At 63.1% G+C, this 23,509-nt stretch carries 21 protein-coding genes; 7 read left to right on the top strand and 14 right to left on the bottom strand.

Annotated features, from left to right (window positions below; translation table 11 throughout):
• Window positions 1–61: 61 nt before the first annotated feature.
• The 5 genes from U9R80_RS18265 to U9R80_RS18245 all read right to left on the bottom strand — a co-directional run bounded on the left by U9R80_RS18265 (window position 62) and on the right by U9R80_RS18245 (window position 6,366).
• Window positions 62–1,015 (bottom strand): FecR domain-containing protein, encoded by a 954-nt coding sequence (locus tag U9R80_RS18265; RefSeq protein WP_301841868.1) that lies wholly within the window; start codon window positions 1,013–1,015, stop codon window positions 62–64.
• Entirely contained in the window at window positions 1,012–1,530 is a 519-nt protein-coding gene (locus U9R80_RS18260) for a sigma-70 family RNA polymerase sigma factor (RefSeq protein WP_301841869.1), read from the bottom strand. The genes U9R80_RS18265 and U9R80_RS18260 overlap by 4 nt, the downstream gene beginning before the upstream one ends.
• 792 nt (window positions 1,531–2,322) lie before the next feature.
• Window positions 2,323–4,806 carry a TonB-dependent siderophore receptor gene (locus U9R80_RS18255; protein ID WP_301842106.1) on the bottom strand — a complete coding sequence of 828 codons (2,484 nt, stop codon included), beginning with the start codon at window positions 4,804–4,806 and terminating at the stop codon, window positions 2,323–2,325.
• Between the two features lie 91 nt (window positions 4,807–4,897).
• A complete protein-coding gene (locus U9R80_RS18250; RefSeq protein ID WP_301842103.1) occupies window positions 4,898–5,866 on the bottom strand; it encodes a FecR domain-containing protein in 969 nt (322 codons plus the stop codon).
• A complete protein-coding gene (locus U9R80_RS18245) occupies window positions 5,863–6,366 on the bottom strand; it encodes a sigma-70 family RNA polymerase sigma factor (protein ID WP_301842101.1) in 504 nt (167 codons plus the stop codon). Before U9R80_RS18245 ends, U9R80_RS18250 begins: the two co-directional genes overlap by 4 nt.
• Before the next feature lie 243 nt (window positions 6,367–6,609).
• Between U9R80_RS18245 and U9R80_RS18240 the strand changes: the two genes are divergently transcribed.
• The 4 genes from U9R80_RS18240 to arsH all read left to right on the top strand — a co-directional run bounded on the left by U9R80_RS18240 (window position 6,610) and on the right by arsH (window position 8,618).
• On the top strand, window positions 6,610–6,978 hold the full coding sequence (locus U9R80_RS18240) for a hypothetical protein (protein WP_301842099.1): 369 nt from the start codon (window positions 6,610–6,612) through the stop codon (window positions 6,976–6,978).
• Between the two features lie 85 nt (window positions 6,979–7,063).
• Window positions 7,064–7,411: a metalloregulator ArsR/SmtB family transcription factor gene (locus tag U9R80_RS18235; RefSeq protein WP_301842097.1), complete on the top strand. Its 348-nt coding sequence runs from the start codon at window positions 7,064–7,066 to the stop codon at window positions 7,409–7,411.
• Window positions 7,412–7,436: 25 nt separating this feature from the next.
• The gene (locus U9R80_RS18230) at window positions 7,437–7,907 is read left to right on the top strand and encodes an arsenate reductase ArsC (RefSeq protein WP_301842095.1); all 471 of its coding nucleotides are present in this window, start codon (window positions 7,437–7,439) and stop codon (window positions 7,905–7,907) included.
• Between the two features lie 12 nt (window positions 7,908–7,919).
• Window positions 7,920–8,618 (top strand): arsenical resistance protein ArsH, encoded by a 699-nt coding sequence (arsH, locus tag U9R80_RS18225; RefSeq protein ID WP_301842093.1) that lies wholly within the window; start codon window positions 7,920–7,922, stop codon window positions 8,616–8,618.
• Window positions 8,619–8,647: 29 nt separating this feature from the next.
• Here arsH and U9R80_RS18220 read toward each other — a convergent pair whose 3' ends face one another.
• Window positions 8,648–8,806 (bottom strand): DUF2986 domain-containing protein, encoded by a 159-nt coding sequence (locus U9R80_RS18220; protein WP_301842090.1) that lies wholly within the window; start codon window positions 8,804–8,806, stop codon window positions 8,648–8,650.
• A 521-nt stretch (window positions 8,807–9,327) separates the two neighbouring features.
• A complete protein-coding gene (locus U9R80_RS18215; RefSeq protein WP_301842088.1) occupies window positions 9,328–11,187 on the bottom strand; it encodes an ABC transporter ATP-binding protein in 1,860 nt (619 codons plus the stop codon).
• 199 nt (window positions 11,188–11,386) lie between these two features.
• On the opposite strand from U9R80_RS18215, the gene U9R80_RS18210 reads away from it, so the two are divergent.
• Together U9R80_RS18210 and U9R80_RS18205 are read left to right on the top strand one after the other, a co-directional pair.
• Window positions 11,387–12,295, top strand: a complete 909-nt coding sequence (locus tag U9R80_RS18210) for an alpha/beta hydrolase (RefSeq protein ID WP_324803493.1) — start codon at window positions 11,387–11,389, stop codon at window positions 12,293–12,295.
• Window positions 12,296–12,393: 98 nt separating this feature from the next.
• Complete coding sequence (locus tag U9R80_RS18205; protein ID WP_301842085.1) at window positions 12,394–14,598, top strand: OsmC domain/YcaO domain-containing protein; 2,205 nt, start codon at window positions 12,394–12,396, stop codon at window positions 14,596–14,598.
• Window positions 14,599–14,647: 49 nt separating this feature from the next.
• On the opposite strand, the gene U9R80_RS18200 is transcribed toward U9R80_RS18205, so the two are convergent.
• A complete protein-coding gene (locus U9R80_RS18200; protein WP_301842083.1) occupies window positions 14,648–15,400 on the bottom strand; it encodes a carbonic anhydrase in 753 nt (250 codons plus the stop codon).
• A 104-nt stretch (window positions 15,401–15,504) separates the two neighbouring features.
• On the bottom strand, window positions 15,505–16,470 hold the full coding sequence (locus U9R80_RS18195; protein ID WP_301842082.1) for a DMT family transporter: 966 nt from the start codon (window positions 16,468–16,470) through the stop codon (window positions 15,505–15,507).
• 105 nt (window positions 16,471–16,575) lie between these two features.
• On the opposite strand from U9R80_RS18195, the gene U9R80_RS18190 reads away from it, so the two are divergent.
• Window positions 16,576–17,463, top strand: a complete 888-nt coding sequence (locus U9R80_RS18190; protein ID WP_301842080.1) for a LysR family transcriptional regulator — start codon at window positions 16,576–16,578, stop codon at window positions 17,461–17,463.
• Between the two features lie 87 nt (window positions 17,464–17,550).
• Here the strand turns inward: U9R80_RS18190 and U9R80_RS18185 are convergent, their stop codons facing one another.
• The 5 genes from U9R80_RS18185 to U9R80_RS18165 all read right to left on the bottom strand — a co-directional run bounded on the left by U9R80_RS18185 (window position 17,551) and on the right by U9R80_RS18165 (window position 23,489).
• Window positions 17,551–18,891, bottom strand: a complete 1,341-nt coding sequence (locus U9R80_RS18185) for an MFS transporter (protein WP_301842078.1) — start codon at window positions 18,889–18,891, stop codon at window positions 17,551–17,553.
• 56 nt (window positions 18,892–18,947) lie between these two features.
• Complete coding sequence (locus U9R80_RS18180; RefSeq protein ID WP_301842076.1) at window positions 18,948–19,886, bottom strand: LysR family transcriptional regulator; 939 nt, start codon at window positions 19,884–19,886, stop codon at window positions 18,948–18,950.
• 51 nt (window positions 19,887–19,937) lie between these two features.
• Entirely contained in the window at window positions 19,938–21,329 is a 1,392-nt protein-coding gene (locus U9R80_RS18175) for an FAD-binding oxidoreductase (RefSeq protein ID WP_301842075.1), read from the bottom strand.
• Between the two features lie 217 nt (window positions 21,330–21,546).
• On the bottom strand, window positions 21,547–21,987 hold the full coding sequence (locus tag U9R80_RS18170; RefSeq protein ID WP_301842073.1) for a hypothetical protein: 441 nt from the start codon (window positions 21,985–21,987) through the stop codon (window positions 21,547–21,549).
• A 128-nt stretch (window positions 21,988–22,115) separates the two neighbouring features.
• On the bottom strand, window positions 22,116–23,489 hold the full coding sequence (locus U9R80_RS18165; protein ID WP_301842071.1) for a DUF1329 domain-containing protein: 1,374 nt from the start codon (window positions 23,487–23,489) through the stop codon (window positions 22,116–22,118).
• Window positions 23,490–23,509 lie beyond the last annotated feature (20 nt).

The following is a 23,509-nucleotide window of genomic DNA, read 5'->3' as shown; positions in this document are numbered from 1 at the left end:
ATCAGTTGGAAGGGAGAGCCGAACGGGCGCGGGGAAAAGTGCAATGGCAGGCAAAAAAACTTCAGCCTTGTGCCGTAACGGTCACCCAATAGCGGGTGCGTCGATGCACGCCGAGTGGGAAGGCGGCTTGCAACGCGGCCAAGGCCAGGTCGGTATCGGCGATGGGGAAGGCACCCGAGATCTTCATGGCCGCGACTGCCGGATCACACTGCAGCACCCCGGGGCGATAGCGGGACAACTGGGCAAGCAGTTCGCCCAAGGGCTGGTTGATTGCGATCAGGCTGCCGTCCTGCCAGGCGCCGACCGATGCATCGTTGTTGCGCACGCTACCGATCCCCGTCGGCCCGAAGGCCGCCCGTTGGCCGGCGTCAAGGCGCAGGTGGCGGGTTGATCCGAGCGACACCTGCACCGCCTTTTCCAGCACAGCCACTTCGCTGCCCTGGTGATCGACGCTGACGGTGAAGCGGGTACCCAGCGCCAGTACCCGGCCAAAGCGGGTGTCGACCATCAGGGGGCGGACCAAGGGATCGGGCGCCGTGGTGATTGCCAATTGCCCGCGACGCAGGATCAGGCGCCGCTGCCGATCATCGAATTGCAGGTCCAGGGCACTGTCGGTGTCGAGTATCACCTGACTGCCGTCCGCCAGCGTCAAGTCCCGGCGTTCGCCCACGCCGGTACGGAAGGTTGCGGTCCACTCATGGCGCAACTCGCTACGCCAGCCCAGCGTTGCGAGTGCGCCACCGCCAAGCAGCATTGCCAACCCATAGAGCACCTGTCGCCGCGACTGCCCGGCGCTCAGCAGCGTCGAGGAAGCCAGGTGCCGGGGCAAGCGATCCAGCGTCGCGCTCACCGCCTGCATGCGTTGCCAGGCCTGTTGATGCAGGGGGTTGGTATCGTGCCAGCGTTGCCATTGCGCCTGCTCTTCGGCGCTGGCCTCGCCGGAGGACAAGCGGGCGTACCAGTGGGCCGCGTCACGGATCGCCTCGCGTTGGGCTGGGGAGGGCGACGGGGTCATGCCAGGGTTTCCCATTGCATCAGGCAGATGTGTTCCATGGCCTTGGCCATGTGGTTGTTCACCGAGCGCAGGGAAATACCCAGCTGGTCGGCAATCTGGGCGTACGTCAGGCCGTCGAGTTGCGACAGGATGAAGACCTGGCGTACCCGTGCTCCAAGCCCGGCAAGCATCCGGTCCAGCTCCACCAATGTCTCGAACAGGATCGCTTGCGCTTCACAGCTGGGGACTTGAGCGGCAGGCAGGCTTGCCAGGGTTTCGAGGTAGGCCAGTTCCAGCGACCGGCGACGGAACTGGTCGATCATCAAGCCTTTGGCGATGGTCGCCAGGTACTGGCGGGGTTCGCGGATCTCCAGCGCATTACGCGCCTTGATGACCTTGACGAAGGTGTCTTGTGCCAGGTCGGCTGCATCGGCGTGATCACCCATGCGCTTGCGCAACCAGCCACGCAGCCATGCGTTGTGTGCAGCGTAAAGGTCGCCGACAGCGGCGGGCAGGGCGGAGGAGTCGGCCGACATGGTAAATGGCTCAAATGGGAATTGATCGCATTATTATTTGATCGACAGGATTCTGGCAATGGGCCAGTAACTTGTTTGAATGCTTCAGGCTTCTTCAGGAGCGGGCTTGACCCGCAATAGCGGTCGTCCTGTTCCGTCGCATCGCGGGGCAAGCCCGCTCCCACTGCGATCAGCCCGGGAAACGATCTACGCCCGCTGCGCGGCCGATCGCAGCCTCGTACCTCGGCAGCGACTACACCGCCCGTAGCCGCTGCCGACAGGCTGCGATCGACTGCGTAGCAGTCGCCAATGCGGTGATGTCAGGCGCTGCGCGAATCTGTAGGAGCGGGCTTGCCCCGCGATAGCGATCATCCCGTTACATCGCGTCGCGGGGCCCGCTCCTACAGCGATCAGTCCGGGAAACGATCTACGCCCGCTGCGCGGCCGATCGCAGCCTCGTACCTCGGCAGCGGCTACATCGCCCGTAGCCGCTGCCGACAGGCTGCGATCGACTGCGTAGCAGTCGCCAATGCGGTGATGTCAGGCGCTGCGCGAATCTGTAGGAGCGGGCTTGCCCCGCGATAGCGGTCGTCCTGTTCCGTCGCGTCGCGGGGCAAGCCCGCTCCCACTGCGATCAGTCCGGGAAACGATCTACGCCCGCTGCGCGGCCGATCGCGGTCTCGTATCTCGGCAGCGGCTACACCGCCCGTAGCCGCTGCCGACAGGCTGCGATCGACTGCGTAGCAGTCGCCATTGCGGTGATGAATGGCATGGTGAAGACAGTTGCTCCCACGGGTTCGCGGTCTGGGTTCTCTAGAATGTGCCGCGCAAGGTCAGCATGTAGTTGCGCGGTGCCCCGTACCAGTTGCCGCCATCGCTGGAGTTGACCGTCTGGTAGTAGGTTTTGTCGAAGAGGTTGTTGGCGTTGACCTGCGCGGTCCAGTGCTGGTCGATCTTGTACTCGACCAGGCTGTTCCACACGGCATAGCCCGACTGCTCGAACGAGTACGCCTCGGCCGTGCTCAGGCTGCCGTCCGGCAGGCGATGCTGGACGAAACCGCTCTTGTAGCTGTCGCTCTGGAGGGTCGCGCCGAGGCCGACTTTCCAGCGCTCGAACTCACCCGGCAGTTGGTAGGTGGTGAAGAACTTGAACAGGTGCTTGGGCGTTTGCGTGCTCATCGGCTTGCCGTCGTTGGCTGGGCTGCCGGCGGTGCGCTGTTTGTTGAGGTTCAGCGTATAGCCAACGATGGCCTGCCAGCCCGGCGCCAGTTCGCCGGAAATCTCGGCGTCGATACCCTTGCTCACCACCTCGCCGGATGCGGCATAAAAACCATTGCCGGTACTCACTGCCTCGTTCTGGCGCTTGGTGTAGTACAACGCCGAGGAGACGTTCAGGGCTCCGCCGAGCAGTTCGCCCTTGGTGCCGAACTCGTAGGTTTCACCCTCGATCGGGTCCAGCGGATGACCGCTTTGAGACTGATACGCGGTCTGGGGCTGGAAGATTTCGGCGTAGCTGGTGTACAGCGACCATTGCTCTGTGACGTCCAGCACCAGGGCGCCAAACGGGGTGACTTCGCCGCGGTTGCTTTCCTTGACCCGGTTGTCGGCGTTGAAACTCGGCACCACGGTGCGCACGTTGTCGCGGTAATCCGAATAGCGCGCGCCCAGGGTCAGGTGCAGCGGGTCGGCCAATTGCGCCTTGAAGGTGGTGTAGGCGCCGGATTTGCGCTGGTTCCAGTCCGGGTTGTAGTAGTAAATCCCGGGCGCTGGCGGTTTGGGCATGGCGCCGGCGTCGCCGGTGTTGATGTCGAACGGGACGTTGATCGCGCTGGGAGTGGTCAGGTCGCTGTGGTCGGAGTAACTGCGGATGACTTCGGCGTAGTCGGCACCGACCAGCAGTTCGTGGTGCAAACCGAAGGCCTCGAATTTACCGGAGACGTTGGTATCGAACAGGTCTTGCTCATTGCTGTAGCCACGGATGAAGCGCGAGAAAATCGTGCCATTGGTGACATTGGGTGTGACCGAACTCTTGACCTCCCCGATGTCCTGGGTGGAATCGAATTTGCTCTTGGTGTAGCTGGTGTTGATCTTCCAGTTGTCGTTGAAGGCGTGTTCGACCTTGCTGAAGTACTCGGTGCGCTTGTAGTTGTTGGCTGACCAGTCGGCGGCCAGCGAGGTGCTGCGCGAGGTGCCGATTTGTGCCCCGTCCTTGTAGCGAACCAGGCCCCGGTCCCAGTAGCCATCCATGTCTCGCCATTCGTAGCTGCCGCCTACCGTCAGCAGGGTATCGGGTGTCAGGTCGGCTTCCAGGGTGCCGAACACCACATGCTTCTCGCTGTCGGCATTGTCGTAGAAGTACTGCTTGTCTTCAAAAGACATGGCCACCCGACCGCGCAGGGCACCGTCAAAACCCAGGGGGCCGGTCACATCCACTTCGCTGCGGTAGTTGTCCCAGCTGCCCGCCGACTGGCTGACTTTCAGTTGGTTGTAGGCCAGTGCACGTTTGCGCACCAGGTTGATGCTGCCACCGGGATCGCCGGTGCCGCCGTACAGGCCATCGGAGCCGCGCAGCACCTCGACGTGATCGTAGGCGGTCATGTCGGGCAGGGTGTCGAAGGCCTCGTTGCGCAGCATCGGCGCACCGCCGTCAGTCTGGATGCTGCGAATGACAAAACCACGGGAGTAGATCTCGTTCTTCGAGTCGTTGCCGCCCACTACGGTAATGCCTGTGGTCTGGTCGAGCACTTGGGTGAGGCTGGTCAGGTTCTGGTCTTCCATGCGCTGCTTGCTCATGACCGAAACCGATTGGGGTGTTTCACGCAAACTCCGCGGCGTCTTGCCACCTGCGCCGATGGCCCCGGTGGTGTAGGAGCCGGTGTTCTCGGTGAGTTCGCCGAGGGTGGTGGCCCCGACGACGCTGGTGGGGGCCAGCGCCACGGCGCCAGCGGCGTCCGGGGCGGCCGGTATCAATCGAAAGCCACCATTGCTCATGGGCAATGCCTGCAGGCCACTGCCGGCCAGCAGGCGGTCAAGGGCCTGGTCGATGGTCAAGCGTCCACGCAGTCCCCGGCTGTGCTTGCCAGCCAGATCGACGGGCTCGAATGTGATGTTCAGGCCGGTCTGGCGGCTGAGTTCGGTGAGTGCAAAATCCAGCGATCCAGCCGCAATGGAGAACTCATGGGTGGCGCTGGCGCTGACCGGATCAGCCGCTTGAGCGATCGGTACGGCGCTCAGGCCAAGGCCGAGACAGAAGAGGGCATGGCGAACGGCGATGCGAAGGGAGGGGTGGTGAGTCACGATGATTCTCATTGGCAGATGGGGACTGATCTGTATGCCGTCCCAGATCGAAAACCCCTTCACGGATCGCGAACTTTTTTATCGGCCTGCGCTAAGCGCTAAGACGCACCCAGTAGCGCGTCAGTGAGTGCAGTTGCAGGCCATGGGCCTGGGCGAGGAAGGCCAGGGTGGCATCGGTATCTGTCAGGTTGAAGTTGCCGCTGATGGGCCGCCGGGCGATATCGGGTGCGCAGCCCAGGTAGCCGTTGCGGTAGCGGCCGAGCTCCTGCAGCACATCGGTCAGCGGCATGTCGCGCACGGCCAGCACGCCATCACGCCAGGCCGCGGACTCCGCCGCGTCGCCTGTCAGGCGCCGGGTGGCGGCAGCATCCAGTTGCCAGATTTCGCCGGCCTGGGCGACAGCGGCAGTACCCGCCTGCGGCTGCATGCGCACCGCGCCTTCGGTCACGCTCAGGCGACAGGACTGAGCCTCCAGGCGCACGCTGAAGCGGGTGCCCAGGGCCTCGAACGTACCCAGTGCAGTACTGACGCGCAGCGCACGCCGGGTGGGGCTGTCGGTATCTGCGCCGCTGATCAGGTGCAACTCACCCCGCAGCAATTCGATGTCGCGGGTCATTGCGTCGAAGCGCAGGCGCACGGCGCTGTCGGTATTGAGCTCAAGCAGGCTGCCGTCAGCAAGGTCCCAGCGCCCACGTTCCCCGACCTGAGTGCTGTAGTCGGCCTGGAGCCGCTGCCAGGGAAGGGTCTGGCGGGTGGTCCAGGCTGTAACGCCGACCGCTGCGAACACCGACAGCAAATTCAGCAGCTGACGCCGTTGCAGGCGAGCCTCCGGCAGTTTCTCCAGCGCTTGCATGGCAAGCTCCGACGGCACGCCTGCAAAACGGCCGCCCAGGCTCTGGATGCGAGCCCAGGCCAGGCGATGTGTATCGGCACGGGCCAGCCAGGCATCGAAGGCCAGGCGCGTCGCCGGGTCAGGCTGGTTGTAGTTGAGGCGTATCGACCACTCGATGGCCTGGTCGACCACCTCGGGCGGCAGCGAGGGCAGGGCAGCGCCGTTCATATCGCGTCCTCGAACACCCTTGTGTAGCAATGGCGCAAGGCTTTGGCGATATCCCGTTCGACCGTGGACAACGATACCCCCAACTGCTCGGCGATCCGCGGACAGGGCATACCGTCCAGTTGAGCCAGCAGAAAGGCGACACGGGCACGTGCTGGCAACTCGTCCAGCAGACGGTCGATGGCCACCAGTGCCTCGATGGCCAGGGCATTGGTTTCCGGTGAAGGCATGTCTTCAACGGGCAAGTGCGCCAGGGTTTCGAGCCAGGCCCGCTCGATGTCGCGATGGCGCCACAAGTCGATGACCAGCCCGCGGGCGATGGTGCGCAGGTACGCCCGTGGCTCTAGCAAGGCCTGCGCGTGACGGCGTTGCAGCACACGAACGAAGGTGTCCTGGGCAAGGTCCGCCGCATCCGCGGCATTGTTCAGTCGATGCCGGAGCCAGCCCTGTAACCAGCCATGGTGCTCGACGTAGAGGTGTTCGATGGGGTGTTTGCCGGACATGCCGTTCCTTCCACTGCAGCGGCGCTTAATTGAAAATCAATCGTATTATCAGTCAGTGCGAGCGGAAAGATACCTGTCGGCCAACGCCATGTCCAAAGGCATTTAAAGCGAAGGCGCCTTAGAACTTTTTCCTGTTTGCCGGTCTATGTGGATAGGCACATTCGATTGCCAGGCACGAACCTTCAGGTTTGCTGCAGCCGGATGGCCACACGTCCAATTGTCCAGCAGAGGTTGTCTTCGCTCATGAAATTCCATGTCCCACGGATGGTGCTCTTCGGCCTGTTCGCGTTTGCGGCAATGGGCTCGGCATCGGCAACACAGATCAAGACAGCAACCCCGCCTGTCGCGGCCGTACAAAAGGCTGCCGGCAACCCCTGGGCGACCCTGGCCAGTGAGCAGACCGGGCCGTTGCTGGCCCATGACGACCGCTACCGGCATGACGACCGCTGGCATGATCGTCGGGACGATTGGCGTCGGGATCAATGGCGCCGGGACCAATGGCGCAGGGAGCAGGCCCGCCGTGAAGCTGCCCGCCATCGTGACTGGGAGCGCCACCACGACCGGGTCATGCGCCACCGCTACGAGGACGACCGCCGCTACTACCGTCGCTAATGCATGTGATCGCAATGTGGCGGGGCTTGCTCTAGATATGCGGTAATGCGTATATTCGCCTATCCGTATATGTAGAGCGCGCTTCATGATCACGCCCCCCGAAGTCTTCAAGAGCCTGGCCGACGAGACCCGCGTGCGTGCCACCCTGCTGATTGCCGATCAGGGAGAGCTTTGTGTCTGCGAGCTGATGTGTGCGCTCAACGACAGCCAGCCGAAGGTCAGCCGCCACCTCGCACAGTTGCGCAGCAATGGATTGCTGCTCGATCGCCGTCAGGGCCAGTGGGTCTATTACCGGCTCAATCCGGACCTCCCCGACTGGGTCCGGCAAATCCTGCACGTCACCTCGAAGGCCAATGCCGATTGGCTCAAGGACAACGCGCAACGCCTGCAGAGCATGGATGGTCGTCCCGTGCGCGCAGTTGCCTGCTGCTGAACCCTGATCGAGAGAACCTCCCATCATGCGAATCCTGTTCATGTGCACGGCCAACAGTTGCCGTAGCATTCTTTCTGAAGCCATGTTCAATCACCTGGCACCGCCAGGCACCGAAGCCGTCAGTGCCGGCAGCTTTCCCAAGGGGCAGGTGCTGCCACGCAGTCTTTCTACGCTGCAGCAGGCCGGCATCAGCATCGAAGGCTTGCACAGCAAGGGCAACGACGCCTTCGTCAGCAACCCGCCAGACATCGTCATCACCGTCTGCGACAAAGCCGCCGGCGAAACCTGCCCGGTGTATTTCGGCCCGGCGCTCAAGTCCCATTGGGGGCTGGACGATCCGTCCGAGGTAACGGGTGACGAGGCGGCGATTGACGCGGCCTTCCGTTCCACCCTGGCGCGCATTGAACAGCGCTGCCAAGCCTTTCTCGAACTTCCCTTTGCCCAATTTGGCCGCGATGAACTCCAGCGCGAGCTTGATCGTATCGGCACGCTTTAAACCGGAGGACGCATGTCAGAGCATCTGCCCAACCTTGACCCCACCCTGTTCGATCACGCCCAGGCCGTAATTCCCGGCGATCACAAACCGCGCATCCTGCTGCTCTATGGCTCGACCCGCGCGCGCTCGTTCAGCCGGTTGTTGGTGGAGGAGGCCGCCCGCCTGCTCACCCATTTCGGCGCCGATACACGGATTTTCGATCCGTCGGGGCTGCCACTGCCCGACGATGTGCCGGCCGACCACCCCAAGGTTCAGGAGCTGCGCGAGCTGGTGCTGTGGTCGGAAGGTCAGGTCTGGTGCTCGCCGGAGCGGCACGGCGCGATGTCGGCGGTGTTCAAGGCACAGATCGACTGGATCCCGCTGGAACTGGGCGCCGTGCGCCCGACCCAGGGCAAGACCCTGGCGGTGATGCAGGTTTGTGGCGGCTCGCAGTCGTTCAACGTGGTCAACCAGCTACGCGTACTGGGGCGCTGGATGCGGATGTTCACCATCCCCAACCAATCGTCGGTGCCAAAGGCCTACCTGGAGTTCGATGAGGCCGGCCGGATGAAAGCGTCGCCGTTCTACGACCGCGTCGTTGACGTCATGGAGGAGCTGGTGAAATTCACCGTGCTGCTGCGCGACCGCCAGGCGTTTCTGGTTGATCGCTATTCGGAGCGCAAAGAAACGGCAGAACAACTGATGAGCCGGGTAAACCAGCGCTCGATCTGAGTCGGTGCGGGATGGCCAGGCGGGGCGATTCACTCGGCGGGAACGTCCGCGTCCTGGCTGGTTTCAGCCTCAAGCTTCAATCGGTCAGCCTTGCTGATGTATTTGGGCTTGTTCTTCGGCGCGAGTTTGGCACTGGCCTTTTTGGCGTGCGCCTTCAGTAACTGCTTGATCTTCTTTTGACGGTTCATCTTTCAACCCAGCCTGTAGATGCTCGAATGATACCAGCCCAGCAGGCATGGCATCCGGATCTGAATGACGACCGCTCTGCGGCCGATCGCAGCCTCGTTCCTCGGCAGCGGCTACAGCGTGCAGGCCAAACCCCGTAGCCGCTGGCGACAGACTGCGATCGGCCGCGCAGCGGTCGTGATGGCGTCCACGGAAGGGCCTCCGCCAACAAACTATCTGAATGACGACCGCGTTGCGGCCGATCGCAGCCTCGTTCCTCGGCAGCGGCTACAGCGTGCAAGCCAAACCCCGTAGCCGCTGGCGACAGCCTGCGATCGGCCGCGCAGCGGTCGTGATGGCGCCCACGGAAGGGCCTCCGCCAACAAACAATCTGAATGACGGCCGCGTTGCGGCCGATCGCAGCCTCGTTCCTCGGCAGCGGCTACAGCGTGCAGGCCAAACCCCGTAGCCGCTGGCGACAGCCTGCGATCGGCCGCGCAGCGGTCGTGATGGTGTCCACGGAAGGGCCGCTCGCAGCCCCCGCTTACGCCTGATCCATCGCCTCGGCCACGCCCCGGTCCTCACCCAGGAACCCGCCACTCTGGTGGTGCCACAGCTGCGCGTAGATGCCGTTTTTCGCCAGCAGTTCGGTGTGGGTACCTTGCTCGATGATGCGTCCCTCATCCATGACAATCAGCCGGTCCATTGCCGCAATCGTCGACAGCCGATGGGCGATGGCAATCACGGTCTTGCCCTTCATCATCTCATCGAGGCTTTCCTGAATGGCCACTTCGACCTCGGAATCCAGCGCGCTGGTGGCCTCGTCGAGCAGCAGGATCGGGGCGTTCTTGAGCATTACCCGGGCAATCGCGACGCGCTGGCGCTGGCCGCCCGACAGCTTGATGCCGCGCTCGCCCACCAGGGTGTCGTAGCCGGTATGGCCTTGCCGGTCGCTGAGCTGGCTGATGAACTCATCGGCCTGGGCATTGGCCGCGGCACGGCGGATTTGTGCGTCGCTCGCATCGGGGCGGCCGTAGGCGATGTTGTCGCGAATGGAACGGTGCAGCAGTGACGTATCCTGGGTGACCATGCCGATGGCGCTGCGCAGGCTGTCTTGCGTCACGTGGGCAATGTCTTGGCCGTCGATGCGTATCTGCCCGCTGTCGACGTCATAGAAGCGCAGCAGCAAGTTGATGAGCGTCGATTTGCCCGCGCCGGAGCGGCCGACCAGGCCGATTTTTTCACCCGGGCGAATAGTCAGGTTCAGGCCATCGAGCACCTGGCGTTCGCCACCGTAGTTGAAGCTCACATTGTCGAAGGTTACCGCCCCTGCGCTGGTCACCAGCACACCCGCATCCGGCGCATCCTTCACCTTGGGGCCGCGGGTGAGGGTTGCCATGCCGTCCTGCACGGTACCGATGCTCTCGAACAACGAAGTCATCTGCCACATGATCCAGTGCGACATGCCATTGATCCGCAATGCCATGGCAGTGATTGCCGCCACCGCGCCTGCGCCGACCTCACCCTGGTGCCACAGCCACAGGGCATAACCCCCGGCGGCCATGATCAACGCCACCACCAAGGCCTGGTTGACGATCTCGAACTGGCTGACCAGGCGCATCTGGCGAAAGCCGGTCTGCTTGAAGTCCTCCATCGCTGCACGGGCGAAATGGGCTTCACGGTTGGAGTGGGAGAACAGCTTCACCGTGGTGATGTTCGTGTAGGCGTCCGAGATACGCCCGGTCATCATCGACCGCGCATTGGCTTGCTCTTGCCCGACCTTTCCCAGGCGGGGCACGAAGTACAGCATGGCCAGCCCGAACAACACGACCCAGGCAACGAAAGGCAGCATCAGCTTGAGCGCGAAACCACCGGCCAGGGCGATGATCGCAATGAAATACACGCCTATCCCGGGAGCGATCTCGATAAGGGTGAACAGCAGGTCACGCACGGCCAGCGCCGTCTGCATGACCTTGGTGGTCACCCGGCCGGAAAACTCATCGGAGAAAAACGAAAGGCTTTGCCGCAGCATCAAGCGGTGGAAGTCCCAGCGCAGTCGCAATGGCAGGTTTATCGCCAAAATCTGGTGCTGCACCATGGTGCGCAATGCCACCAGCCCGACGCTGCACAGCATGACGATAGCCATGCCCCACAACACGCGACGTTCCTGCGCTGCTGCATCGCCACCTGCCTGCCAGGTGCCGAGCAGATCCACGACCTGACCGAGGAACGAAAACAGCCAGGCTTCGTAGATCGACACACTGGCGCTCAGCAGCGCAAACGCAAGGATGTAGCCGCGCGCGCCCCGTGTGCACGCCCACAGGAACCGGGCCAGGCCCACCGGCGGTGGGGGTACCTCGTCAGGAGGAAAGGGGTCGAGCCTTCGTTCGAATGCACGAAGCATGGGGGTCTCCAAAACGATCAAAGTCAGGAGATTCTGCCACCGAACGGCTGCCTTGAGCGATTTGTGAGGTTGGCTTGGTAGGAGCGTCAGGGCGTTGTGGCAGACTGCGTGTTCAATCATCGCTGCGTAGCCCGACTGCGCACACACATAAGGATTCAGGACAATGAACCGGGCAAGGATGCCGATCTTAGCGCTCTTGATGGTGTTTTCCATTCACGCCACGGCCGAGCAGGTGGTGCAGATTCCAGGCCCCCAGGGCCCCTTGCAGGGCGCCTTGCTCAGTGGCTCGGCACCGTCGGCTCCCCTGGTGCTGATAATCCCCGGGTCCGGCCCGACCAACCGTGACGGCAACAGCCCGCTGGGTATTGGCGCAGCGCCCTATCGGCTGCTGGCGCAGGCACTCGCAGCACGGGACATCCAGACCGTGCGTATCGACAAACGCGGGATGTTTGGCAGCCGGGCTGCGATCGCCGATCCGGATCAGGTACGGATGCAGGACTATGCGCACGACGTACGTGCCTGGGTCGAGTACCTCGCTGATCGCAACAGCCAAGGTTGCATCTGGCTGCTGGGCCACAGCGAAGGTGGCCTGGTCGCCCTGCAGGCGGCGCAGAACAGCACGGGTGTGTGCGGCCTGATTCTGGCCGCTACGCCCGGCAGGCCAATGGCCTCGGTAGTGCGCGACCAGCTCGAAGGCAATCCTGCCAACCAGCCGTTGTTGCCAGAGGCTATGAGCATCATCCGTTCGCTTGAACAGGGCAAGGCGGTGGCCGAGGTCTCCGCGCCGCTCGAGCCTTTGTTTCGCCCGAAGGTCCAGGGCTACCTGATCAGCCTTTTCCAGCTCGATCCCGGGCAGCTCATCAACAACATCAGCCGGCCGGTGCTTATCCTTCAAGGTACTGAAGACCTGCAGGTGCACACCAAGGATGCCCAGGCCCTGGCAACGGCAAAACCAGATGCCATCGTCAAGCTGCTGCCGGGCGTCAATCATGTCCTCAAGGAAGTGCCCGAGGGCGACACTCAAGCCAACCTGCGTGCTTACGCACAGCGCGATCTACCCCTTGCGCCAGGCGTGGTCGAGGCCATTGTCGATTTCGTGAAGCGCTAGCCCGGGACCGGCCAGCGGCCATCGCGCAAAAGCACGGGACTTCAGGGTGAAAAACCGGATAATGGCGGCCAATTTGTTTCGCTCGATGGTAATCCCGCATGGAAATCAAGGTTAACTTTCTCGACAACCTTCGACTTGAAGCCAAGTTCGATGACTTTACGGTGGTGGCCGATCAGCCTATTCGCTACAAGGGCGATGGTTCTGCCCCGGGGCCATTCGACTATTTCCTGGCTTCGTCGGCCCTGTGCGCGGCTTACTTCGTCAAGCTCTATTGCCAGACGCGTGACATCCCCACCGACAATATCCGCCTGTCGCAGAACAACATTGTCGACCCGGAGAACCGCTACAACCAGATCTTCAAGATCCAGGTCGAGCTGCCGGCGGACATCTCCGAGAAAGACCGCCAGGGCATCCTGCGTTCCATCGACCGTTGCACGGTAAAGAAAGTGGTGCAGACCGGCCCCGAGTTTGTCATCGAGGAAGTGGAAAACCTCGATGCCAACGCCCAGGCGCTGCTGATGGTCAATCCGGATTCGGACGCCAGCACCTACATCGCCGGCAAGGACCTGCCACTGGAGCAGACCATCGCCAATATGTCCGGGATCCTGGCGGGCCTGGGCATGAAGATCGAGATCGCGTCGTGGCGCAATATCGTTCCCAACGTCTGGTCGCTGCACATCCGCGATGCACAGTCGCCGATGTGCTTCACCAACGGCAAGGGTGCCACCAAGGAAAGCGCGCTGGCCTCGGCGCTGGGCGAATTCATCGAGCGGTTGAACTGCAACTTCTTCTACAACGACCAGTTCTGGGGCGAAGAAATCGCCAACGCGCCGTTCGTGCATTACCCCGACGAGCGCTGGTTCAAGCCGGGCCGTAAAGACGCACTGCCGGCTGACCTGCTCGACGGCTACTGCCTGGAGATCTACAACCCCGATGGCGAGCTGCGCGGCTCGCACCTGTACGACACCAACTCCGGTAATGAAGAACGCGGCATCTGCTCGCTGCCGTTTGTGCGCCAGTCGGACGGCGAGGTGGTGTACTTCCCCTCCAACCTGATCGAAAACCTGTACCTGAGCAACGGCATGAGCGCCGGCAACACCTTGGCCGAGGCCCAGGTGCAGTGCCTGTCGGAGATCTTCGAGCGTGCGGTCAAACGCGAAATCCTCGAAGGCGAAATCGCCCTGCCGGATGTGCCGCAGGAGGTGCTGGCCAAGTACCCCGCGATTCAGGCAGGTATCCAGGGGCTGGAAGAGCAGGGCTTCCCGGTGCTGGTCAAGGATGCCTCGCTGGGCGGAGAATTCCCGGTCATGTGCGTCACCCTGATGAACCCGCGTACCGGCGGTGTGTTTGCCTCCTTTGGGGCCCACCCAAGCCTTGAAGTGGCGCTGGAGCGCAGCCTGACCGAGCTGCTCCAGGGCCGCAGCTTCGAGGGCCTGAACGACTTGCCTCAGCCGACCTTTGAAAGCCATGCGGTGACCGAGCCGAACAACTTCGTCGAGCACTTCATCGACTCCAGCGGTGTGGTGTCGTGGCGCTTCTTCAGTGCCAAGGCTGATTTCGAGTTTGTCGAGTGGGACTTCTCCGGCCACGGCGAGCACGCCAACACCGAGGAAGCCGCCACCCTGTTCGGCATTCTCGAAGGCATGGGCAAGGAAGTGTACATGGCAGTGTATGAGCACCTGGGTGCAACGGCCTGCCGCATCCTGGTGCCGGGTTACTCGGAAATCTACCCGGTGGACGACCTGATCTGGGACAACACCAACAAGGCACTGTTCTTCCGCGCCGATATCCTCAACCTGCACAGCCTGGACGAAGATGACCTGCAGGCACTGCTCGAGCGCCTGATCGAGAGCGAGCTCGATGACTACACCGACATCTCGACCCTGATCGGCGTCGAGTTCGACGAGAACACGGTGTGGGGCCAGTTGACCATTCTGGAACTGAAGCTGCTGATCCACCTCGCGCTGCAGCAGTTCGACGAGGCCAAGGAGTTGGTGGAAACCTTCCTGCAGTTCAATGACAACACCGTCGAGCGCGGACTGTTCTATCAGGCCTTGAACGTGGTGCTTGAGGTGGAACTGGACGATGAGCTGGAGATGCAAGACTACGAGGTCAACTTCCGCCGTATGTTCGGCAACCCGCGGATGGATGCGGTGCTGGGCTCGGTGGACGGTAGCGTGCGCTTCTTCGGCCTGACGCCTACGAGCATGAAGCTTGAAGGCCTCGACAAGCACCTGCGGCTGCTCGAGAGCTACAAAAAGCTGCACAGCGCGCGGGCCAAGGTAGCGGCCTTGACCCGCTAAACAGCGACCAACAAAAAAGCACCCTCGGGTGCTTTTTTGTTGTCTGGCGCTAGGCAATCAGCTCGACTTTGCCGGTGCCCAGGCGGTAGATGCCGCCTGCGACTTTCAACGTGCCCTTGCTCAGGGCATCGGTGAGCAGTGGCGTGGCGTTCTTAAGGCGCTGGACCGAGTCTTTGACGTTTTGCACCGTCGCATTTTCCATGAGATTGCCGGGTTGCTTGAGGACCTTTTCGACGGCGGGCTTGAGGGCGTCGGTCAGTTTGGAGATATGGCCGGGGAACACGGTCTGATCCTTGACCGCCTTGATGCCGGCATCGATGGCGCCGCAGCTTTCATGCCCCAGCACCAGGATCAACGGTGCGCCGAGCACGGCGACTGCATATTCAAGGCTGGCCAGGCCTTCGTCGGTGACAAAGTTGCCGGCCACACGGATGGCGAAAAGATCACCGCGCGCGGTGTCGAAGGCGTATTCGGGGGCGATCCGTGAATCGGAACAACTGAGCACCGCCACGAACGGATTCTGGCCGGAAACCAACGCTTCGCGTTCGTCCTGAAAGTCGTGGGTGTCGGAGTTGCCGCTGACATACCGCTCGTTGCCTTCGACCAGGCGATGCAGGGCCTGGTCGGGTGTCATGACGTTTTGAGGTTTGGGGGGCGCCGACGATTTCTCCGCGGCCTGGATCATCCGTGCAGGTAGCGCACCGGCCAGCAGCAGGGCACCTGCGCCGAGTCCGGCAAGTTGAAGAAAGCGACGACGGTCGTTCGGGTTTGGGGTGGAGGTTGAATCACATGATTTACACATGATGGTGTGTACTCAGGTCAATTCGGTGAGAGTAACTACGCTTGGGGGCCGGTGCCTTGCGCAACGCTCGGCACCAGGCCCCTCAAGTCTAGCTGAGCCGCACGCTACGCCTTTTGCGGCGACGAGCCGACCTGCCCGGGTGCCTGCGCTTTCGCCTTCGCAGGTTTGAGCCGCGACACCCCGAACAGCACCAGGGCCAGCCCGGCCATCTGGTACACCGACACCTCCTCACTGAGCACCGCCCACGAGGCCAGCACCGTCAGCACCGGCCCCAGGTTGCCGACGGCCGCGGTATGGGTGGCGCCCATGCGCTGGATCGCCAGCGCCACCCAATAGATCGGCAGCACCGTGGAGATCACGGCCATCAACGCCGCATAGACCCACACCGCCGTGGGCAGTTGCCAGAGCCCGGCGAAATCGGCCACCAGCAGGTAGTGCGCCAGCACCATCAGCGACGATGCGCCACCGGCAAGCCCTGCCAGGCGCATGGAGTTCATGCGCTTGAGCATGATGCCGGTGCCCGAGTAGTACAGTGCATAGGTCACGGCACTGGCGAACACCCACGCCGCACCGACGATCACCTGGTTGCCCATGTTGGCGACGCTCACGTCATGCACGAAGGCGATACCCAGGCCCAGGTAGCACAGGCCCATTGCCGCCAGGGTACGCAGGGTAGGGCGCTCGCGCAGGGCGATGGCCTGGAACACCAGCACCAGGGTCGGGTAGGTGAACAGGATCAGCCGTTCGAGCCCGGCACTGATGTACTGCAAGCCGTAGAAATCGAACAGGCTGGCCAGGTAATAGCCGAACAGGCCCAGGAGCATCACCCGCACCCCGTCGCCCAGGCCCAGCGGCGCGTTGCTCGGGCCGCGGCTGGCCCACACCAGCCAGGCAAACAGCGGCAAGGCCAGGCCCATGCGCATCGCCAGCAGGGTGATCGCATCCACCTGGCTTGCCGCATAAGACAACTTGACGAAAATCGCCTTGAGGCTGAACCCCAGGGCAGACAGCACCGCAAACAGGCTGCCGTTGCTGACGCTACGCTGGCACAACGCACGTAAATTATTCATCGACAGCCCAGAACAGGAAGAAAGACAGGGGTTATTCTAAAGAGAACGCCATCTTCCAAGAATCGCAATTTTCCGAACGAAGCCTTCGCTAAAAGAGAACGCCCCGTGCATTTTGACCTCGCCGATCTTCGCCTGCTGACCGCCATTGCCACCTCCGGCAGCTTGAGCAAGGCCGCGGCCAGCATTCCGGTTGCCGTCTCGGCCGCCAGTAGCCGCCTGCGCCTGTTCGAGGAGCGCTGCGGCATTACCGTGTTCACCCGCAAGGCCGACGGCATGCAGCTCACGCCCTCCGGGCGTCTGGTGCTGGAGGCCGCCCGCAGCGTGCTCGGCGAGGCGCAAACCCTGCAGGACACCCTCAAGGAACTCGCCGGCCAGCGCCGCATCACCCTGCGCCTGGCGGCGACCACCGTGACCACCAACACCCTGTTGCCGGCGGTGCTGGGATCGTTTCTGGCCGACTACCCCGAGGTCGATCTGCAACTGACCGAGTACCGCAGTGCGGACGTCATGCGCGCGGTGCTGACGGGGGAATGTGAAATCGGTGTGTATGACGGCAGCGTCATCAGTGATGGCGTACTGTCGTTGCCGTTTCGCCAAGAGCGGCTGGTGATGCTGGTGCCCAACGAGCACCCCCTGGCGGCGGGTGCCCATACCCGCCTGAGCGATGCGCTGAGCTATCCGTTCATTGGCATGCCGGCGGAGCGGGCCATGCAGCGTTTTGTCGAAGAGCGGGCGAGAAAACTGGCCGTGCCCTTGCAGATCCGCGTGCGGGCACCGAGCTTCGAGGCCATCGCCCAACTGGTCGCCCAGCGCGCCGGCATCGCCATGCTGCCGCAGACCACCGCGCTGCGCATGGAGCAGGAGCTGCCGGTGCGGATGATCCCGCTGGAGGAAAGCTGGGCCACCCTGGAGCTACGGTTGTGCATCAAGGGCTGGGAGTCGCTCAGCAGTCATGGGCGTGAACTGGTGAGCTTTCTCTGTGCCCCGCGATAGCGTCCTGCACGTTACATCCCATCGCGGGGCAAGCCCGTGCCAACCGGCCTGTGGGAGCGGGCTTGCCCCGCGATAGCGATCTACCCGTCACACCGCATCGCGGGGCAAGCCCGCTCCTACGGGTTCGGTCACGCGCTGCGTACGCGGCACGCTCAACCCCAGCAGCCCGCCAACCACCAGGGCACCGGCCATGAAGTACATCGCCGTATGGGTATTGCCCGTGAGCTGCGTCAACCAGCCAACCACAATGGTGCTGAAGAACCCGGCGACGTTCCCCAGCGAGTTGATCAACGCGATTCCCGCTGCCGCCGCCGCACCGCCGACGACGGCGGTGGGCAAGCCCCAGAACACCGGCAGGCTGCTGATCATCGCCGCGGTGCCGATGGTCAGGCCGATCATCGACAGCACAAGGCTGTCACCCAACAAGGTGCCGAACACCACCCCGGCACCGCCGATGAAGGCGCAGATCGCCAGGTGCCAGCGGTACTCGCGCAGGCGGTCGGAGCTACGCCCGACCAACACCATGCTCACCGTGGCCACGGAGTAGGGAATCGCCGTCAGCACGCCGATGGCCCAGGGTTCGGCGACGCCGCTGTTGCGGATGATGGTCGGCATCCAGAAGCTGATCACGTACTGGCCCAGCACCAGGCAGAAGTAAACCGCACCCAGCATCCAGATCATCGGGTTCAGCAAGCCGTCACGCAGTGAGTGGCGGGGCTTTTCCCTGGCCTCGCGATCCAGTGCCGCCTGCATGCCGCGCTTTTCTTCGGGGCTGAGCCAGCGGGCGTCGGCAATGCGATCGCGCAGCAGGAAGAACACCGCAGCACCCAGTGCAACGGCCGGCAAGCCTTCGATCACGAACAGCCACTGCCACCCGGCATAACCGGCCACGCCATCGAAGTGCTGCATGATCCAGCCGGAAATCAGCGAGCCGAGCATGCTCGAGATCGGCAGGGCGGCGATGAACAGCGAAATCATCACGCCTCGGCGATGACTCGGGAACCAGGTGGTGAGGTAGAAAATGATCCCGGGAAAGAAACCGGCTTCGGCGATACCGATCAGAAAGCGCAGCACGTAGAAGGTCATGGGCGTTTCGATGAACATCATCGCCGCCGACAGCAGGCCCCAGGTCATCATGATGCGGGCGATCCAGCGGCGGGCGCCAAACCGATGCAGGGCGATATTGCTGGGAATCTCGAACATCAGGTAGCCGACAAAAAACACGCCGGCACCCAGTCCGTACACCGCATCGCTGAACTTCAGGTCATCGAGCATCTGCAGTTTGGCAAAGCCCACATTCACCCGGTCGAGGTAGGCGACCAGGTAGCAGACAATCAGCAGCGGAATGATCCGCCACGCGGTCTTGCGGTAGGCAGAGTGCAGCGCAGCGTCCGGCAGGTCACCGGGGAGTGGCGGTTGGGTATTCATCTCGAGCCTCGTTCTTGTTGTTGTAGGAGCGAACGTGAAATGGCATGACGCCTGGGTCAGAGCGCGCGACCTCCCGGCCAGTCGCCGCACGCACACATGTCCCGGACGACTTCGCGGATCAACTCGCTGATCAGCGTTTTCAGGTGGCTGGCGGGCATCGAGGCACAGCTGCAGATGCCCAGGGTGCGCGACAGGCCATGCGCGGCAATCCGGTGGGCGATCAGGCGTCCGTCTTCGATTTCGCGCATGGCCAGGTTCAACGGCATGATGGTGTGGCCAATGCCGGCCTCGACCGCGCTTTTGAGGATGTGCACGGAGTTGACCTCCATGGCGATCTCGCCCACGGCAAGCCCGTGCTGCTTGACCGCGTGTTCGACCAGGGTGCGGGTGCTGTGACCGTGGGCCTGGCTCGGGAACACCAGCGGGCGAGCCAGTGCCTGCTCCAGCGAAACCTCGCCAGCCGGTGGGGCATCGGCTGCCTTGGCGCGGTGAATCAGGTAGAAGTCTTCCTCGAGCACTGCGCTGAACAGCACCTGCGCAGGCAAGTCGAGGGAGGTGAACAGGGCAAGGTCGACACGGCCGTGGATCAGTTGATCCATGACGTTGCCGGTCAACTCCTCGTTGAGGTGGAACGCCACCTGCGGGTAGCGCGCGGCCACCGCTCGCATCAACGGCATGGCGAGAATGGTCGCGACACTTTGCGGCAGCGCCACGACGATCGAGCCACTGACCGCGCCGGGGCTGCTGGTGACGGCGGCACGGGCATCGGCCAGGTGCTTGAGCATGCCTTGGGCGTACTCGTAGAAGACCTTGCCGGCTTCACTGGCAACCACGCCGTTGGAGCTGCGATAGAACAGCTGCACCCCCAGCTCGTCCTCCAGCGCCGACATCTGTTTGCTCAATGCCGATTGCGCCACATGCACCTGGCGAGCGGCCTGGGACAAGCTGCCGCAATCAATGACAGCGACAAAGTATCTGATCTGGCGGATTTCCATGGGGGCTTCCTGCAGGACTCGGGCATTCAGGGCCGGTGATGGTACAGCGCCTCAGCCAGTGGCGTGTCCGCGCGGAAAAATCTTCCCGGGGTTCATCAGTTGTTTCGGGTCCAGTGCGGCCTTGATCGCCTGCATGGCGTCCACCGCGTTTGCCCCATGTTCAACCGCCATGTAGTGCTGTTTGGTCAGGCCGATGCCGTGCTCGCCGGTGCAACTGCCGTGCATGGTAATCGCGCGTTCGGCCAGTCGATGGGCGGCCGCTTCGGCGCGCTCGACTTCGGCCGCGTCGGCCGGGTCGACCAGAATCAGCGCATGGAAATTACCGTCGCCGACGTGGCCGAAAATGGGCGCGAGCAAGCCCTGTTCCGCAAGGTCCGCAGCGGTCGCTTCAATGCAGTCGGCCAGGCGCGAAATCGGCACCACCGCATCGGTGGTCAGGGCACGACAGCCGGGGCGCAGGGCCAGGGCGGCGAAGTAGCCGTCGTGGCGTGCTTGCCACAAGCGGCTGCGGTCTTCGGGATGCACCGCCCACTCGAAGTCCAGCCCCTGGTGTTCGTCGGCGACCATGCGCACCGTCTCCAGTTGCTCCTTCACCCCGGCCTCGGAGCCATGCAGTTCAAAGAGCAGCGAGGGCACCTCGCGCAGTTGTGTTTTGCTGTAGGCATTGAGGGCGCGCATGGTCAGTGCGTCGAGCAGTTCGATGCGGGCGACGGGCACGCCCAGCTGGATGATCTGGATCACCGCGCGGACGGCGTGATCGACGCTGGGGAATCGGCAGACGGCTGCCGAGATGGACTCCGGAATCGGGTGCAGCTTGACGGTCAGCTCGGCGATGGTCGCCAGCGTGCCGCCCGAGCCCACCAGCAAGTGCGTCAGGTCATAGCCGGAGGAGGATTTGCGTGCCCGTCCGCCGGTGTTGATCACGCGACCGTCGGCCAGCACGGCGGTCATGCCCAGCACGTTTTCGCGCATGGTGCCGTAGCGCACCGCGTTGGTACCCGAGGCGCGGGTTGCCGCCATGCCGCCCAGCGAGGCGTCGGCACCCGGGTCGATGGGGAAGAACAGCCCGGTACCATGCAAGGCTGCATTGAGCTGCTTGCGGGTCACGCCGGGTTGTACCGTGGCATCCATGTCGTCAACGCGGATCTCGACGATCTGGTTCATGCCCGAGACATCAATGCTCACGCCACCGTGGCTCGCCTGCAACCAACCTTCCAGCGAGGTGCCGCTGCCATAGGCGATCATCGGCACGTTGTGGCGATGGCACGCGGCGCTGATGCTGACGATATCGTCGAGGCTGTTGGCGTAGGCGACGGCATCCGGCGGCATCGGATCGAGGGCGGAACTATCGCTGCCATGGTGCTCGCGCACGCTGGCGGAGGTAGAAAACCGGTCACCGAGCAACAGGTGCAGGTCATCGCACAGGGAATGGGGAAGGGGCATCGAGCAGTCTCCGGTTCTTGTTCGCCGCGTCAGGCGGGCGGCATTTGTAGGGAGTTATTGCTCATCTTAGGCAGGCTTTGGTCAACACCCGTAGTGCTGATTTCAGATGGAGCCATCTCTTCCAGATATACCCAGCCGTGTAGGAGCGGGCTTGCCCCGCGACAGCGATCAACCTGATACACCGCTATCGCGGGGCAAGCCCGTTCCTACGCAGGGTTCAGCCTTCTTTGATATCGCCGCAGAACAGCGGCTGGCTTCCGTCCGCCGGGCTGGTGCGAATGAGCAGGGCATATTCACCCTTGGCCAGTTCGCTCAGCGCCACGGGAGCCTGCGCCCAGTACTGGGTACGTGGGGCCAGGGAGGGGTAGTCGACGCTGTTGGCCTGGCGGGTGGTGTAGGCAGGTTTACCCAGGTGCTGGCACGACCCGGCGACGATTGTCGTGTCCAGGCGGCTGGAAACGGCCATGTCGTGGGGAACCCCACCGACCGTGAGCTTGATGCTGGTTTGATCGCCCACCGGACTGAGAGTGGCGCGTGCGATATGCGTTGCGTTCAGCGGGGTAGCCTGGAGGGGGACATCGACAATTTCGGACCTGCTCGCGCAGCCTGAAACTGCCCCAACCACCACTACCAACGCCAGCCAAGATGCTCTGTTCATCACAGATCTCCGGATGTGAGGTGCGTTGATTTCCCCCCTATGAAGTCTAGTGGCCCGCTCCGGGCGTGGGATCCAACTGATGGATGGTCACACTGCAGGAGATCCCGCTCCTGCAGCAGACCGGGCGGTCAGCGCACCCCTGCCTGGCGCAGGGCGGCCGGGGTGTAGTTGCTTGCCGAGGCGACGGCACCGAACTCGATGCTGCGCTTCTCTTCGTTTTTCAGGCCCAGTACCGAATAGCGACCGGACTGCAGGTCATACAGCACCTCCGCGGTATAGCCGGGCACTTGCTTGTGGTAGTACTGCTGGGCATGTCCCTCGCCCACGCGCCACAGCTGGCCGCGGCCATCGTAATGATCCACTTCGGCCAATTGCCAGGTGTCTTCATCGAAGTACATGTGCCGTGTCGAATAGATGTGACGCTGGCCCGGCTTGACCTTGGCCACCACCTCCCAGACACGGTGCAGCTCATAGCGGGTCAGGTCCTGGTTGATATGCCCGGCCTTGAGGATGTCGGCGTACTTGAGGGCAGGGGAGTCGAGCTTGTAGCTGTTGTAAGGGATGTACAGCTCCTTTTTCCCGACCAGTTCCCAGGTGTATCGATCCGGGGCACCGTTGAACATGTCGAAGTTGTCGGCGGTGGCCAGGCCATCGGCGGCAGTGGCCGGGCCATCGTAGGCCACTTGTGGCGCACGGCGCACGCGGCGCTGTCCGGCGCTGTACTGCCAGGCACCACGGGGTTCCTTCACCTGGTCGATGGTTTCGTGCAGCAGCAATACGTTGCCGGCGAGGCGGGCGGGCCCGGTCACTCGCTGGATGAAGTAGAAGAGGATGTTGTCGGCCTGGCCCTTCTCCAGGTCAGGCAGCTCACGTGGGTAGGAGATCTCGTCGGCGAGCTGGACCATGTTGAAGTCGCCGTTGGCCTGGGGTTGCACGCGGGTCGCCAGACGGTTGATGTTGCCGCCGCGGTAGCGCGTCAGGTGATTCCAGAGCACTTCGATGCCGCTTTTCGGCACGGGGAATGCGTAGTAGCGGGTATCGGCAAAACCGCTCAGGCCGTTGCCGCCATCGACCTGTTCGGTCTTGACCGCACTGGCCTTGATCACCGGGTAGATGTCGGCGGGCAGCGCGGCGGTGCGATGCGTGGGGTACACCGGGATCTTGTAGGTGGCCGGGTAGCGCTCGAACAGCGCCAGTTGGCCCGCCGTCAGTTTGTCCTTGTGCTGTGCGGCCGTGGCGGCGGTGATGACAAACAGGGGCTTCTCCCCGGCAAAGGGATCGGACAAGAACCCCTTGCTATCGACTGTGCCCGCTGTGGTGGGCAGGCCGCCGGACCAGGCCGGAATGCTGCCCGCCGCGTTGCCGGCCTTGAGGCCACCGATGGGCGTTAGCGCGGTGCCCAGCTGCGCGGCCTCCTCGGGAGACACTTTGGCCATCACGCTCGAGGCCAGCAGCGAAAGCGCCAGGGCGCCGGTTTGCACCAGTATTCTTGTTGTTTTCATGACGTGCTCTCTGGTTAAGA

Origin of the sequence: Pseudomonas sp. JQ170C (genome assembly GCF_035581345.1) — a bacterium.
Lineage (GTDB): Bacteria > Pseudomonadota > Gammaproteobacteria > Pseudomonadales > Pseudomonadaceae > Aquipseudomonas.
The sequence above is the reverse complement of the archived record's forward strand: the minus strand, read 5'-3'. Positions and strand labels throughout refer to the sequence as shown.